The organism is Kribbella sp. NPDC050281 (assembly GCF_040655855.1).
Classification (GTDB): Bacteria; Actinomycetota; Actinomycetes; order Propionibacteriales; family Kribbellaceae; genus Kribbella.
In genome coordinates, this window is the sequence record NZ_JBFAKS010000010.1 from 1 (window position 1) to 13,981 (window position 13,981).

14 protein-coding genes are annotated in these 13,981 nt (G+C 69.2%); 4 read left to right on the forward strand and 10 right to left on the reverse strand.

Annotation, left to right across the window (positions count from 1 at the left end; translation table 11 throughout):
- Positions 1–406: 406 nt before the first annotated feature.
- Together tyrS and AB0I34_RS12895 are read right to left on the reverse strand one after the other, a co-directional pair.
- Complete coding sequence (gene tyrS, locus AB0I34_RS12890) at positions 407–1,711, reverse strand: tyrosine--tRNA ligase (RefSeq protein ID WP_360444104.1); 1,305 nt, start codon at positions 1,709–1,711, stop codon at positions 407–409.
- Positions 1,712–1,770: 59 nt separating this feature from the next.
- Positions 1,771–2,808 carry a phosphatase domain-containing protein gene (locus AB0I34_RS12895; protein WP_360444107.1) on the reverse strand — a complete coding sequence of 346 codons (1,038 nt, stop codon included), beginning with the start codon at positions 2,806–2,808 and terminating at the stop codon, positions 1,771–1,773.
- A gap of 122 nt (positions 2,809–2,930) precedes the next feature.
- On the opposite strand from AB0I34_RS12895, the gene AB0I34_RS12900 reads away from it, so the two are divergent.
- Positions 2,931–3,890, forward strand: a complete 960-nt coding sequence (locus AB0I34_RS12900; protein WP_360444110.1) for an LLM class flavin-dependent oxidoreductase — start codon at positions 2,931–2,933, stop codon at positions 3,888–3,890.
- Here the strand turns inward: AB0I34_RS12900 and AB0I34_RS12905 are convergent.
- From AB0I34_RS12905 to argC, 8 genes are read right to left on the reverse strand one after another with little or no spacing between them, the layout of a single operon-like run.
- Positions 3,887–4,564, reverse strand: coding sequence for a DNA-3-methyladenine glycosylase (locus tag AB0I34_RS12905; RefSeq protein WP_360444112.1), 678 nt, complete (start codon positions 4,562–4,564; stop codon positions 3,887–3,889). The genes AB0I34_RS12900 and AB0I34_RS12905 overlap by 4 nt on opposite strands.
- A gap of 38 nt (positions 4,565–4,602) precedes the next feature.
- On the reverse strand, positions 4,603–6,018 hold the full coding sequence (gene argH / locus AB0I34_RS12910; protein WP_360444114.1) for an argininosuccinate lyase: 1,416 nt from the start codon (positions 6,016–6,018) through the stop codon (positions 4,603–4,605).
- An 11-nt stretch (positions 6,019–6,029) separates the two neighbouring features.
- The gene (locus tag AB0I34_RS12915) at positions 6,030–6,539 is read right to left on the reverse strand and encodes an arginine repressor (protein ID WP_360444117.1); all 510 of its coding nucleotides are present in this window, start codon (positions 6,537–6,539) and stop codon (positions 6,030–6,032) included.
- Complete coding sequence (gene argF / locus AB0I34_RS12920; protein ID WP_360444120.1) at positions 6,536–7,471, reverse strand: ornithine carbamoyltransferase; 936 nt, start codon at positions 7,469–7,471, stop codon at positions 6,536–6,538. Before argF ends, AB0I34_RS12915 begins: the two co-directional genes overlap by 4 nt.
- Entirely contained in the window at positions 7,468–8,670 is a 1,203-nt protein-coding gene (locus AB0I34_RS12925) for an acetylornithine transaminase (RefSeq protein WP_360444123.1), read from the reverse strand. The genes argF and AB0I34_RS12925 overlap by 4 nt, the downstream gene beginning before the upstream one ends.
- Positions 8,667–9,548 carry an acetylglutamate kinase gene (gene argB / locus AB0I34_RS12930; RefSeq protein ID WP_360444126.1) on the reverse strand — a complete coding sequence of 294 codons (882 nt, stop codon included), beginning with the start codon at positions 9,546–9,548 and terminating at the stop codon, positions 8,667–8,669. The genes AB0I34_RS12925 and argB overlap by 4 nt, the downstream gene beginning before the upstream one ends.
- Positions 9,545–10,747, reverse strand: coding sequence for a bifunctional glutamate N-acetyltransferase/amino-acid acetyltransferase ArgJ (gene argJ, locus AB0I34_RS12935; RefSeq protein WP_360444129.1), 1,203 nt, complete (start codon positions 10,745–10,747; stop codon positions 9,545–9,547). The genes argB and argJ overlap by 4 nt, the downstream gene beginning before the upstream one ends.
- Complete coding sequence (argC, locus tag AB0I34_RS12940; RefSeq protein WP_360444132.1) at positions 10,744–11,775, reverse strand: N-acetyl-gamma-glutamyl-phosphate reductase; 1,032 nt, start codon at positions 11,773–11,775, stop codon at positions 10,744–10,746. Before argC ends, argJ begins: the two co-directional genes overlap by 4 nt.
- 145 nt (positions 11,776–11,920) lie before the next feature.
- On the opposite strand from argC, the gene AB0I34_RS12945 reads away from it, so the two are divergent.
- Genes AB0I34_RS12945 through AB0I34_RS12955 form a run of 3 tightly spaced genes read left to right on the forward strand, consistent with a single transcriptional unit; the run spans position 11,921 to position 13,947 of the window.
- Positions 11,921–12,475, forward strand: coding sequence for a carboxymuconolactone decarboxylase family protein (locus AB0I34_RS12945; RefSeq protein ID WP_360444135.1), 555 nt, complete (start codon positions 11,921–11,923; stop codon positions 12,473–12,475).
- Positions 12,472–13,395, forward strand: coding sequence for an RNA polymerase sigma-70 factor (locus AB0I34_RS12950; RefSeq protein ID WP_360444138.1), 924 nt, complete (start codon positions 12,472–12,474; stop codon positions 13,393–13,395). Before AB0I34_RS12945 ends, AB0I34_RS12950 begins: the two co-directional genes overlap by 4 nt.
- 33 nt (positions 13,396–13,428) lie before the next feature.
- Entirely contained in the window at positions 13,429–13,947 is a 519-nt protein-coding gene (locus AB0I34_RS12955) for a GNAT family N-acetyltransferase (protein WP_360444140.1), read from the forward strand.
- Positions 13,948–13,981 lie beyond the last annotated feature (34 nt).

A 13,981-nucleotide genomic window follows, 5' to 3' on the forward strand; every position in this document is an offset into this window, starting at 1 on the left:
AAAGACCATCCAATGCCCGTGAACGGGGATAATGCATCTTTCGGCATTGACTTTCGGCACGCTGTTGAGTTCTCAAAAATCGGGCGCACACCGCGTCCGGGCTTCTCAGCCAGGACCCCGGGGCAACCTGCGCTACCTTACCGGATCAGAACCACCGGGTCAAGACCCAATTTTTCTGACCTTCCACCCGCATCCAAGCTACCGCCCCGGGTCAGACGACACGGTTCGGCTCAGCTAGCCTTGGGGGGTTCGGAGCGACCGGCCGCTTTCGCGTCCCGCGCCTCGCTCCAACAAGAAGAACATTACGTGGCTCGCAGGTAGCCGGTCAAATCGGTTACCGGTGGGCTGAATCACACGGCTGTAATTTGCTCTCGGCAACCCAGATGTGGGAGTGGAGCCGGCCGCCTCAACCCTGCGCCGCCGACGCCAGAACCCCTGCAAACGAACGCTTCCCGCGCCGCAGCACCAGCACGCCACCCGGCAGCAGATCATCCGTCCCCGGCACGTACTCGGCGTCCTTCACCTTCTCGTTGTTCAGGTAGCCACCACCTTCGGCGACTGTCCGTCGGGCCGCGGACTTGCTGGCGACCAGGCCGGACTTCACGAGCAGATCGGCGTACGTCGGCATCGGTTCGCCGGCGCCGAGTTCGACGTGGGGTGCTTCGCGGAGTGCGGCGACCAGTGTGGAGCCGTCCAGAGACGCGAGCTCGCCCTGGCCGAAGAGCGCCTTGGACGCCTCCTGCACTCGCCTGGTCTCGTCCTCCCCGTGCACAAGCGTGGTGACGTCCTCTGCGAGTAGCCGTTGGGCCTCACGCGCCTGTGGGCGTTCCTCTGTCGCCTGCTCGAGCGCTGCGATCTCCTCCGCCGTACGGAACGTGTAGAAGCGCACCAGCTGCATCACATCGCGATCGTCGGCGTTGAACCAGAACTGGTAGAACGCGTACGGCGAGGTGAGCTCCCGGTCCAGCCACACACTGCCGGACTCCGTCTTCCCGAACTTCGTCCCGTCGGCCTTCGTCACCAGTGGCGTGGCCAGTGCGTGCGCCTTGCCCGACTCGGTACGGCGGATCAGCTCCACACCAGCGGTGAGGTTCCCCCACTGGTCGCTCCCCCCGGTCTGCAACGTGCAGCCGTAGCGCCTGAAGAGCTCCAGGTAGTCCAGCGACTGCAGCAGCACGTAGCTGAACTCGGTGTAGCTGATCCCCTGCTCCAGCCGGGCCTTCACCACCTCACGGCCGAGCATCCGGTTCACCGGGAAGTGCTTGCCGATGTCGCGGAGGAAGTCGAGGGTGTTGAGGTCCTTGGTCCAGTCGTAGTTGTTGACGATCCGGGCCGGGTTCGGCAGCGCGGTGTCGAAGTCGACGAACTTCTCCACCTGGACGCGGACCTTCTCGACCCACTGGTGGACGACGTCCTTCGGGTTCAGTACCCGCTCGGAGCTCTCCTTCGGGTCCCCGATCAGGCCGGTGGCGCCACCGACGAGGCCGATCGGGTTGTGGCCGGCGAGTTGGAGGCGGCGCAGCGTCAGGAGCTGCAGCAGGTTGCCCATGTGCAGGCTGGGTGCCGTCGGGTCGAAGCCGACATAGGAGGTGATCGGTCCGCTCGCCATGGCCGCCCGCAGGACGTCGGGATCGGTGGAGTGCGCGATCAGGCCGCGAGTCTCCAGGTCGTCCAGCACCTGGGTACGGCGTTCGGTCCCGCTGTCGGTCACTTGTCTCTCCTCGAGTACGACGGTCAGCTACAAGTGTCCTGTACGACGGGGTACCGGGGTCAGGTGGGTTCCGGGCGGGTCAGGACGCTGCGGAGTTGCGGACGGAGCGCATGCCCGTCGGGGCCATGGACTGTGGCGGCTGTCGGGCGTTGTGGGTCGTGGGCACCCGGGTCCGGGTTGGGGACGGGCAGACCGTGCGACAGCACCTGCTCAGCAGGCGTGAGCTGACGGATGCCGATCGCCCGGACGTGATCCGGGTGCGTCTGCGCGAAGTCGCCGTACAGCTGAGGGTCGTGCTGGCCGTCGTCGCCGACAAGGACCCAGCGGACGTTCGGGAACTCCTTGGCCAGCCGGCGCAGGGCGGTCCGCTTGTGCTCCTGCCCGCTGCGGAACCATCCGGTGTTGGTCGGCCCCCAGTCCGTCAGCAGCAGCGGGCCCACTGGGTACCCGTGCCGGGCCAGGAAGCGGGTCAGCGTCGGCGCCGTGTTCCAGGCGCCGGTGGACAGGTAGAAGATCGGCGCACCCGGGTGGTCCGCGAGCAGCTCGTCGTACAGCTGGGCCATGCCCGGTACGACGCGCCGCGCCTGCTCGTCCCGGACGAACGTGTTCCAGGCCGCGATCATCGGACGCGGCAGCATGGTCAGCATCACCGTGTCGTCGATGTCGCTGACCACTCCGAAGGTGGCGTCCGGGTCGGGCACGAACACCCGCGCCCGCGCCTGCCGGTCGCCGTGCACGCCGAGGTCGATCTCGTGCCACCCCGGCGGCAGCACCACCGGCACGGTCAGGTCGACGAATCCGCCCCGGTCCGTGACGGCGTCGAACGTCTGCCCGCCCACGGTGACGGTCACCGCCACCTTGGTCGCCGGCGCGGTGACGAAGACGCGCCAGCCGCGCATCACCTGGTCCTCGTCGTACCGCGGCTGGTTGCGGGGATCGCGACCGAAGACGACCCGGGCCAGCACCCGGACGAACTCCGAGGTGCCGTAGCCGACGTGCGGAATGATCCGCTCCCGCCAACCGCGCCGCCGCAGCACCGCTTGCACCCCGATGTTGAACCAGTCCTCGAGACGGGACGCGTAGTGCGGACGGGCCATACTCCGAACCTACCCGGACCAAGGTCCCCTACGCCTGCTCCCCCGGCCGCGCCGGACGACCTTTACCAAACTGCTCGGGAAGCCCTTTGTGAACTGTCGGAACCGCCTCCTAGGGTCGTCGCATGACACAGACCTCTGCCGCTCTCGGGATGTGCTTCCCACGCACGTTTCCCGCCGCCCTGGTGACCGACGTGGCCCGCCGCCTGGACACCGGCGGCGCGGACGAACTGTGGATCATCGAGGACTGCTTCTACACGGCCGGACCGTCTCTCGTCTCGGCCGCGCTGACGTCGACCGAGCGCCTCACGGTCGGCCTCGGCATCGTGCCGGCGGTGGCGCGTACGGCGGCTGTCACCGCGATGGAGTTCGCCACGCTGGAGGCGCTCGGCCCGGGCCGCTTCCTGCCTGGCATCGGCCATGGCGTGCAGGAGTGGATGGGGCAGATGGGCGTCCGCCCGAAGTCGCCGCTCACCACGCTCGAAGAGGTGACGACCGCGGTCACCAGGCTCCTCGCCGGTGAGAACGTGAGCTTCCAGGGCAAGGCCGTGTACCTCGACGACGTGAAGCTGGACGCGCCTCCGGTCGAGCCGCCGCCGATCCTGCTCGGCGTGATGGGACCGAAGTCGATGGCATTGGCCGGCCGCGTCGGTGGCGGCATCGTCCTCGCCGAGCCGGCCACTCCGCCGTACGTGCGGCAGTCGGTCGAGTACGCCGGATCGCCGAAGGGCTTCGTGGTCGCGGTGTTCAGTGCCATGTGCATCCGCAGCGACCGCAAGGCGGCTTACGAGTGGACGGCGCCGTGGCTGGGGTGGCGGATCAACGACAACCACCCCGGGGTGACCGCGCTGCCGTTCTTCGCGGACATGAAGAAGCTGTACGACGAGTCAGGCGCCGAAGGTCTCGTGGGGATGCCGACCGACTGGTGGACCGAGATCGGCGCGATCGGGACGTTGGACGACGCGGCCGCGCACATCCAGGCGCTCGAGGCGGCTGGGGTGCACCACATCGGCCTGTTCCCGGACCCCGAGGTCGAGCACGGACTCCCCCAACTCGACCACGTGCTGGAGCTGGCGAGTCGCTAAGCCCGACGCTTCGGCACGTGCGGCCGGTACGGCGAGACCGTCGGGTCACCGGGGATCCAGAATCGCCAGTTGCGGTCGGCGGCTTCCCGGAGACCGACCCTCGGACCGGTCGACGGCTCGCCGTCGAAACCGGGACCGGGCAGCAGCTGCACGCTCGAGCCCTTGGCCAGCAGGTCGACGCCGTTGTGGTCCCGGCCGATGCCGAGGGCAACGCACAACCGCGCGGGCCCGCGCGCCAGGTCGCGGTCCGGGTTCACCTTCGGACGCTTCACGACCGGCCCCTGCCGCACGCCGGATTGGTTGAACTTCACCTGGTGGGTTTCCAGTGGCCCGCGACGTACGCGGGCCAGCTCGATGCCCTCGACGATCTCGCCGGCCCGCAGCAGGACGGCCGACGGCTGACCGTCCGGGCCGACGCTGACATTCATGCAGAAGTGCATGCCGTAGGTGAAGTAGACGTACAGGAAGCCCGGCGGGCCGAACATCACCGCGTTGCGCGCGGTCTGACCCCGGTACGCGTGCGAGCCGGGGTCGTTCGGGCCGTCATACGCCTCGACCTCGGTGAGGCGGACTGCCACGGTGCCTTCGTCGGAGGTACTGCGCAGGACCATGCCGAGGAGCTTCGGGGCCACTTCGAGGACGGGATCCGCGAGCAGCGAGCGGCGTACGGGCATGCGCAGCACCCTAAGCGAACGGGCCGACAGAACTGCCTTCACCCGAGGCGGGTGCTGTGAGCCGTGACCCGGGCTCGAAGCTCCGCGAGTTGTTCGACGACGCGTTCCTGCGCCGTGCCTCCGCGGGTGTTGCGGGAGGCCAGCGAGCCCTCGACAGTCAGCACCGAGCGGACCTCCGGCGTGAGGTACGGCGAGATCGCCGCAAGGTCCTCGTCGGTCAGGTCCCACAGCTCGATCCCGCGCTTCTCGCACTCCTGCACGCACGCGCCGGCCAGCTCGTGAGCGACCCGGAACGGGATCTTCTGCCGGACCAGCCACTCCGCGATGTCGGTCGCGAGCGAGAAGCCCTGTGGCGCCAGCTCCTCCAGTCGCTCGGCGTTGAAGCGCAGCGTCCGGATCATCCCGGTGAACGCCGGCAGCAGCACCTCCAGCGTGTCGATGGAGTCGAAGACCGGCTCCTTGTCCTCCTGCAGATCGCGGTTGTAGGCGAGCGGCTGCGCCTTCAGCGTCGCGAGCAGGCCGCTCAGGTTGCCGATCAGGCGGCCCGCCTTGCCCCGCGCGAGTTCGGCGATGTCCGGGTTCTTCTTCTGCGGCATGATGCTCGACCCGGTCGAGAACGCGTCGTCCAGCTCGACGAAACCGAACTCCTTCGTCGCCCAGATGATCACCTCCTCGGCCTGCCGGGACAGGTCGACGCCGATCTGCGCGGTGACGAACGCGAACTCGGCCACGAAGTCGCGTGACGCGGTCCCGTCGATCGAGTTGGCCGACGAGTCGGTGAAGCCGAGCTCGACAGCGACGAACTGCGGGTCGAGGTCCAGCGAGCTACCCGCCAGCGCACCCGATCCGTACGGCGAGTCGGCCGCGACGCGAGCGTCCCAGTCGGCGATCCGGTCGAGGTCACGGATGAGCGGCCAGGCGTGCGCGAGCAGGTGATGCGAGAGCAGGACCGGCTGCGCGTGCTGCAGGTGGGTCCGGCCCGGCATGGCGACGCCGAGGTGCTTGTCCGCCTGCTCTGCGAGCGTGTTCACCTGCTCCAGCAGCAGCCGGCTGATGACGCGGCCGTGCTCGCGCAGGTAGCTCTTGAACAGCGTGGCGACCTGGTCGTTCCGCGATCGGCCGGCGCGCAGCCGCCCGCCCAACTCTGCTCCCAGCCGATCGAGCAGGCCGCGCTCGAGCGCCGTGTGCACGTCCTCGTCGTCCTCAGCCGGCAGGAACTTCCCGGTCAGCACGTCGTCGAGCAGCCCGTCCAGGCCGGCCAGCATCGCCGACAGATCCTCGTCGGTCAGCAGCCCGGCCCGGTGCAGCACCTTGGCGTGCGCCTTCGACCCGGCGATGTCGTACGGCGCGAGTCGCCAGTCGAACTGCGTCGACTTGCTCAACGCTGCCAGCGCATCCGCCGGCCCTCCCGCGAACCGTGCACCCCACAGGGCCACACCTTCTCCGGTACTCAACTCACAGTTCCTTACTTGGGTTCGCGGGCTGCCAGGGACAGGAAGCGGGTGGCGAGGGCGGGGCCGCCGGTGGGGTTGCGGGACACGACCATCACGGTGTCGTCACCGGCGATGGTGCCGAGTACGTCGTCGAGGCCGACGTGGTCGATGGCCGACGCGAAGTACTGGGCCGCGCCCGGCGGCGTGCGGAGGATTACCAGGTTCGCGCTGCCTTCGGCCGACACCAGGACTTCGGACGCGACTCTGGCCAGGCGCGATTCGAAAGCGGCGGCTTCACCGGCTCGCGGCGTACGGTCGCCGCCTTCGCCTGGTACGGCGTACACGAGTTGTCCGGACGAGTCGCGGACCTTGACCGCACCGATCTCGACCAGGTCGCGGGACAGCGTGGCCTGGCCGACGACGAGTCCGGACGCGGCGAGCAGGTCGGCGAGCTCGGTCTGCGATCGCACCGGCTGCCGGCCGAGCAGGTCGACGATGCGCTGCTGGCGCGCCGCCTTCGTAGTCGGTACGGCGATGCTCATGCGCCGAAACTCCTCGCGAGCAGCCAGGACAGCAGCGCCTTCTGGGCGTGCAGCCGATTCTCGGCCTCGTCCCAGACGACCGACTGTGGTCCGTCGATCACGGCCGCCTCGATCTCCTTGCCCCGGTACGCCGGCAAGCAGTGCAGCACGATCGCATCGGCGGCAGCCTTCGACATGAGCTGCTCGGTCACGGCGTACGGGACGAACGGCGCCTCCCGCGCGCCCGCCTCCGCCTCCTGCCCCATCGAGACCCAGGTGTCGGTGGCAACCACATCGGCACCATCGACGGCCGCGTACGGATCCGCGGTCCAGGCGACCGAGCCACCAGTCTCGGCGGCGATCTCCGCGGCGCGGGCCAGGATGGCCGGGTCCGGCTGGTAGTCCGCCGGTGAACCCACCACCACGTGCATCCCGGCCGTCGCGCCACCCAGCAGGTACGAGTGCGACATGTTGTTCGCGCCGTCACCGAGGTACACGAGCTTCAGCCCGGCCGTCGTGCCCTTGTGCTGCCGCACGGTGAGCAGGTCGGCGAGGATCTGGCACGGGTGGAACTCGTCGGTGAGTGCGTTGAGCACCGGCACCCGGGACGCCGACGCCATCTCCTCGATCCGGCTCTGCCCGGACGTCCGCCAGACGATCGCCGCGACCTGCCGGTCCAGCACCTTCGCGGTGTCGGCGATCGGCTCGCCGCGCCCCATCTGCGAGGTCTGCGCGTCGATGATCAGCGGTACGCCGCCCAGTTCGGGGATCCCGACCGCGAACGAGATCCGGGTCCGGGTCGAGGTCTTGTCGAAGATCACCGCGACCGTCTTCGGCCCGGCCAGCGGCTGGTGCCCGTAGCGGTCCTGGGACAGCTGCTGCCCGAGCGTCAGGACCTCGTCCTGCTCGACCGGGCTCAGGTCGTCGTCGCGGAGAAAATGCCGGACAGTCATGCCGCCTCCACGTGGTCGAGCAGCCCGGGCAGGGCCGCAACGAAACTGTCGGCATCAGCCTTGCTCAGGATGTACGGCGGCGCCAGCCGCAACGCGTTCGGAATCGGGTTGTTGATCACGAACCCGGCCTCCAGTGCCAGCGCGGCCACCTGATCCGACACGGGCCGGGTCAGCTCGATCGCCAGCAGCATCCCGCGGCCGCGGACGTCGGCGATCAGCGGGTGGTCGAGCGCAATGATGGACGAGGCAAGGTGGTTGCCGACAGCATTCACCTGCGCCAGCAGCCCGTCCCGCTCGATCACGGTCAGCACCGCCAGGCCGGCGATCGCGGCGACCGGGTTGCCGCCGAACGTCGTCCCGTGGTTGCCCGGCTGCAGCAGCTCCGCCGCGGCACCCAGCCCGATGCAGGCACCGATCGGGATCCCCGCGCCGAGGCCCTTGGCCACCGTCACGAGGTCCGGCGTGATCCCCTCGGTCTCGTACGCGAACCAGGTCCCGGTCCGGCCGATCCCGGTCTGGATCTCGTCGATCCACAGCAGCGCGCGGTGCTCGGAGGTGATCCGCCGCGCCGCCCGCAGGTACCCCGGCGGCGGTACGACGACGCCGTTCTCGCCCTGGATCGGCTCCAGGATGACAGCCGCCGTCTCGTCGTCGACCGCTGCCGCCAACGCGTCGGCATCGCCGTACGGGACGAACTCCACGTCTCCGGGCAGCGGCGCGAACGCCTCGCGGTACGCCGGTTTCCACGTCACCGCGAGCGCGCCCATCGACCGTCCGTGGAACGCGCCGACGGTGGACACGATCTTGGTCCGGCCGGTCCGCCGGGTGATCTTGAACGCCGCCTCGTTCGCCTCGGTGCCCGAGTTGGTGAAGAACACCTTGCCCGGAGCATCGAACAGACCGAGCAACTTCTCGGCCAGCGCGATCTGCGGCGCGGAGGCGAAGAAGTTCGAGACATGGCCGAGGGTCGCGAGCTGCGAGGTCACCGCGGACACCACGAACGGGTGCGCGTGGCCGAGGCAGTTCACCGCGAGCCCACCGAGCAGGTCGAGGTACTTGTTGCCGTCGGCGTCCCACAGATAGGCGCCTTCGCCCCGCACCAGCACGCGCTTCGGCGCGCCGAACGTGTTCATCAGCGCACCGGTGTAGCGCTCGGTGAGCGCCGCCTGGGTGCCGTCGACAGTGAGCAGTTCGGTCATGACGGAATCACCTGGGTCCCACTTCCGGCGTCGGTGAAGATTTCCAGTAGCAGCGAGTGCGGCACCCGGCCGTCGATCACGGTCGCCCGGGAGACGCCCGACTCGACCGCGCGCAGGCACGCCTCCATCTTGGGCACCATCCCGGAGGCGAGCTTGGGCAGCAGCTCGGCCAGTTCGGTGGTGTCGATCTGGGTGATGATCTCGTCGCTGTCCGGCCAGTTGCGGTACAACCCGGCCACGTCGGTCAGCACGACGAGCTTCTCGGCGCCGAGCGCGGAGGCCAGCGCGGCCGCCGCGGTGTCGGCGTTGACGTTGTGCGCCTGGCCGTCCTCGTCGGGCGCGATCGTCGACACCACCGGGATCCGGCCGGCGTCGATCAGGTCGATCACCGCCTCCGGCCGGACGTGGACCACGTCGCCGACCAGTCCGATGTCGACCGACTCGCCGTCGACCAGCGCGCTCCGACGTTCCGCGGTGAACAGGCCGGCGTCCTCACCGGACATGCCGACCGCGAACGGGCCGTGCGCGTTGAGCAGCCCGACCAGCTCCCGGCCGACCTTGCCGACCAGGACCATGCCGACGACGTCCATCGCCTCGGGCGTGGTGACCCTCAGCCCGCCGCGGAACTCGCTGTCGATGCCGAGCCGGCTGAGCATGTCGCTGATCTGCGGCCCGCCGCCGTGGACGACGACGACCCGGACCCCGGCGTACCGGAGGAAGACGATGTCCTCCGCGAAGGCCCGCTTCAACTTGTCGTCGACCATCGCGTTGCCGCCGTACTTGACGACCACCGTCTTGCCGTGGAACTGCTTCAGCCAGGGCAACGCCTCGGTCAGGACCGCAGCCTTCTCGACCGCATCCGCGTGACTGGTGCTCATGAGGAGTACGCCGAGTTCTCTTCGACGTACGCGTGGGACAGGTCGGTGGTGAGCACCGTGGCAGAGGCTGGGCCGGCGTGCAGGTCGATCACGACGTCGATCTCCAAGCCGCTCAGGTCTGCCTCGGAGCGGTCGACGCCCTTGCCGCCGGCAACGCAGATCGGCGCGCCGTTCAGCGTGATGTCGAGCAACGAAGGGTCGAACGCGGTCGGTGCGTTGCCGACCGCCATCGCGATCCGGCCCCAGTTCGGGTCGGAGGCGAAGAAGGCGGTCTTGCAGAGATTGTCCTCGGCAACGACCTTGGCGGCGGCCAGCGCCTCGGCTTCGGTGGCGGCGTTCCGCACGGTGATGCTGACGTGCTTGGTGACGCCCTCGGCGTCGGCCTGCAACTGCTTCACCAGGTCGGCGGCGAGCGTTGTCAGCGCGGCCTCGAAGGCCTCCGGCGTGACGGTGACTCCGGACGCGCCCGAGCTCAGCAGCAACACCGTGTCGTTGGTCGACGTTCCCCCGTCGACGTCGAGCCGGTTGAAGGTCTTGCCGACCGCGTTGCGCAGCGCGTGGTCGAGGTGCGGCTGATCGAGTACGGCGTCGGTCGTGATCACGCTGAGCATGGTCGCCATGTTCGGCGCGCACATGCCGGCGCCCTTCGCGAACCCGCCGATGCTCCAACCGTCCGAGTGTTTCAGCACGGCCTGCTTCGGCACGTTGTCGGTCGTCATGACCGCCGTCGCCGCCGCCAGGCTGTGCTCCGGCCCATCACCAAGGGCGGCCACAGCCATGTCAATGCCTGGGATGAGCGACGACATCGGCAGCCGTTCGCCGATCAGGCCGGTCGAGCAGACCCCGATCTCGGCGGCTCCGACCCCGAGCACCTCGGCCAGCTTCTCCGCCGTCCGGTGGGTGTCCTGGAAGCCCTCCGGTCCGGTGCAGGCGTTGGCGCCGCCGGAGTTCAGCACGACGGCTTTCAACTTACCGGCGGTAAGCACCTGCTGGGACCAGAGCACCGGCGCCGCCTTCACCTTGTTGGTGGTGAAGACGCCGGCGGCGACGTCGTGTGGTCCGTCGTTGACCACGACGGTGAGGTCCGGCGTGCCGGCCGGTTTGATCCCCGCGATCACCCCGGCCGCACGGAAGCCGGCCGGCGCGGTGACCCCGGCGCTCCGATCGACTTGGGTGGACGGGGTGACAGCAAGCGTCACGGTGCAACTCCGATGAGGGGAAGGGCCAGGGTCTCGTCGAGTCCGGTGGCCAGGTTCATGCACTGCACGGCGCCGCCGGCAGTGCCCTTGGTGAGGTTGTCCATCGCGGCCACGATCGCGGCGCGGCCGGTGCGCTGGTCGAGCGTGACCTGCAGCTGCACGGTGTTGGCACCGAGAGTGGCCTGTGTCTGCGGCCATTGCCCCTCGGGGAGCAGGTGCACGAACGGCTCGTTGCGGTAGGCATCCTCGTAGGCCTGCCGCAGCGTCGCGAGATCGGTGCCGTCGGCAACCGGCGCGCTGCAGGTGGCGAGGATGCCCCGCGACATCGGCACGAGCACCGGGGTGAACGAGACGCTCACCGGCTGCTCGGCGTACGGCGTGAGGTTCTGCTCGATCTCCGGGGTGTGCCGGTGGACGCCGCCGACGCCGTACGCGGAGGCGGAGCCCATCACCTCGGCGCCGAGCAGATGCGGTTTCGGCGCCTTGCCCGCGCCGGAGGTACCGCTGACCGCGACCACCACCAGCTGGCCGGGATCGACGAGGCCCTGCTGTACGGCGGGGAGCAGCGCGAGGGTGGAGACGGTGGGATAACACCCCGGTACGGCGACCCGGTGCGACCCGCGGAGCTTGTCCCGTTGCCCCGGGAGCTCCGGCAGTCCGTACGGCCACGAGCCGGCGTGCTCTCCGCCGTAGAACTCGACCCACGCCTCGGCCTCGGTCAGCCGGAAGTCCGCGCCGCAGTCGATCACGGTGACGTCCTCGCCGAGTTGCTCGGCGATTCCGGCGGACTGTCCGTGCGGCAGGGCCAGGAACACCACGTCGTGACCGGCCAGCGTCTCCGCCGTGGTCTCGACCAGGGTGCGCCCGGCCAGAGGCACGAGCTGGGGGTGGTGCGCGCCGAGCGCCGTACCGGCGTTTCCTCCGGCGGTGAGGGCTCCGATCTCCACCTCGGGGTGCCCGCTCAGCAACCGGAGCAGCTCACCTCCTGCATACCCACTGGCACCGGCGACCGCCACCTTCACGCTCATGTGAATGAGTATGCCATGGCTTGGAAAAATATCCAACCGATCTTGGTGCGCCGCCCTCTCCATCCTGGCCTGTGACACACGTCATGTCACGGCCGGGTGGATCCCGCGTGTCCGCAAGGGGGACGACGACCTGAGGGAGGACGGGATGGCCCGGATCGAGCTGGAGCATCGCAAGACGTGGTTCGTGCGGATGGTCGAGTGGAGCAGCCGGAGGATGTACCGCAAGGTGCCGGATCCGGCGAAGGTGGCGCTGCACAACCGGCGGGTGCTGGTGTCGACGATGCTGCTGGAGGGGTCGGCCGCGCGATGGAAGAAGCTGGACCCGACCCTCAAGGCGCTCGCGGTGATGATGCCGTCGGCGCAGATCGGCTGCAGCTGGTGCATGGACTTCGGCTACTGGGAGTTCCATCACCAGGGTGTCGACCCGGCGAAGCTGCGCGATGTGCCAGGGTGGCGGGACAGCGACGTCTACACGGATCTGGAGCGCGCGGTGATGGAGTACGCCGAGGCGATGACGGTGACCCCGCCAACGGTCACCGACGAGCAGGTCGAGCGCCTGCGCCAAGACCTGACCGATGAGCAACTGGTCGAGCTCACGGCACTGGTCTCACTGGAGAACTTCCGGTCCCGCAGCAACGCCGCGCTCGGCCTGACCAGCCAGGGCTTCAAGGAGTTCTGCGAGCTGAGGCCGGCCACGTGACTGATGATCAGCCGGGTCGCGCCGACGAAGAACTCGCTCGCGAGTTCGACGAACACCGGGCGGTCCTGGTGGGAGCGGCGTACCGGGTCCTGGGCAGTGTCACCGACGCGGAGGACGTGGTCCAGGAGGCCTGGCTGCGGTGGGCCGCGATCGACCACGGCGACATCCGCGACCCGCGGGCGTACCTGATCCGCATCACCACGCGGCTCGCGCTGAACCGGCTGCGGGAGCAGAAGGCCCGGCGGGAGCAGTACGTCGGGCCTTGGCTGCCCGAGCCGATGTCGCCGGAGCTCGCGGCGCCCGACGCGGATCCGGCGGCGGTCGTGGAGCTCGCGGACTCGGTCAGCATGGCGATGCTGGTCGTCCTCGAGACACTCTCGCCGCTCGAGCGTGCGACGTTCGTACTGCGCGAGGTGTTCGATCTCCCGTACGACGAGATCGCGGACACGCTCGGCCGGTCGGAGACCGCGGTCCGGCAACTCGCCCACCGGGCCCGGGAACACGTGCAAGCGCGGCGGCCGCGGCATCACGTCGACAAGGCGCGGCACAGCGAGCTGACGGTGCAGTTCATGGCGGCCGCTGGGACCGGCGATTTCGAGCAGGTCGTGTCGCTGCTGGCGCCGGACGCGCTCCTGATCAGCGACGGCGGCGGCAAGAAGAAGGCGGCGCTCCGGCCGATCCACGGCGCGGCGAAGATCGTCCGCTGGCTGTTCGCGGTGATCGCGGAGAACCCCGACTTCGAGATCCGGATGGGGACGCTGAACGGCCAGACCGCGGCCATCGCGTACGACGGCGACGAGCCGGACACCGTCGCCTTCTTCGAGATGACCGACGGCCTGATCACCGAGATGTATCTCGTCCGCAACCCCGACAAGCTCACCGCGGTCCCACCCCGCCACACCCTCGATGCGCAGTCGTAGAGTATCTGCAACTGAGTCGCATCTGGAGGTGGAGTGAAGTACGTGGAGGTCGAGCCGGACGAGGCTCTGGATCCGGCGCTGCGGGCGGATCTGCTGGACACCTGGATCACGGCCACGGACGCGGGTGGCGCGGTCGGCTTCGCTGCGCCGGCGCCGGTCGAACAGGTGGCGGAGACGCTGGACGAGGCGCTCGGCCGGGTCGCGGCCGGCCTGGACGTGCTCGGTGTCCTGCACAACGGGGAGCGGTACGTCGGGATGGGGCTGCTGGTGACGCGGGGCGGGGCCCTGCAACGGCACTGGCGCACGATGCTGCGCGTGATCGTCCATCCCCAGCACCAGGGCCACGGTGCGGGCCGCCTGTTGATGGAAGGGCTGCGCGGCTCGGCCGTCGATCTCGGTCTGGAGCAGCTCCAGCTGACGATCCGCGACGGCCTGGGACTGGAGAAGTTCTACGAGCCGCTCGGCTACCGCGTCGTCGGCCGTCATCCGCGCGCGATCCTGGTCGCTCCCGGCGAGTACCGCGACGAGATCATGTTCGTCCAAGACCTCTGACCCAGGGGTCCAACCGCCGAGTCGTGGAGATCGG

Excerpts from the sequence above, each read along its gene's own strand:
- argF (WP_360444120.1), bottom strand. The coding sequence starts at position 7,471 with ATGACTGTCCGGCATTTTCTCCGCGACGACGACCTGAGCCCGGTCGAG.
- AB0I34_RS12925 (WP_360444123.1), bottom strand. The coding sequence starts at position 8,670 with ATGACCGAACTGCTCACTGTCGACGGCACCCAGGCGGCGCTCACCGAG.
- AB0I34_RS12900 (WP_360444110.1), top strand. The coding sequence starts at position 2,931 with ATGACACAGACCTCTGCCGCTCTCGGGATGTGCTTCCCACGCACGTTT.
- AB0I34_RS12915 (WP_360444117.1), bottom strand. The coding sequence starts at position 6,539 with ATGAGCATCGCCGTACCGACTACGAAGGCGGCGCGCCAGCAGCGCATC.
- AB0I34_RS12905 (WP_360444112.1), bottom strand. The coding sequence starts at position 4,564 with ATGCCCGTACGCCGCTCGCTGCTCGCGGATCCCGTCCTCGAAGTGGCC.
- AB0I34_RS12945 (WP_360444135.1), top strand. The coding sequence starts at position 11,921 with ATGGCCCGGATCGAGCTGGAGCATCGCAAGACGTGGTTCGTGCGGATG.
- AB0I34_RS12895 (WP_360444107.1), bottom strand. The coding sequence starts at position 2,808 with ATGGCCCGTCCGCACTACGCGTCCCGTCTCGAGGACTGGTTCAACATC.
- argB (WP_360444126.1), bottom strand. The coding sequence starts at position 9,548 with ATGAGCACCAGTCACGCGGATGCGGTCGAGAAGGCTGCGGTCCTGACC.
- argC (WP_360444132.1), bottom strand. The coding sequence starts at position 11,775 with ATGAGCGTGAAGGTGGCGGTCGCCGGTGCCAGTGGGTATGCAGGAGGT.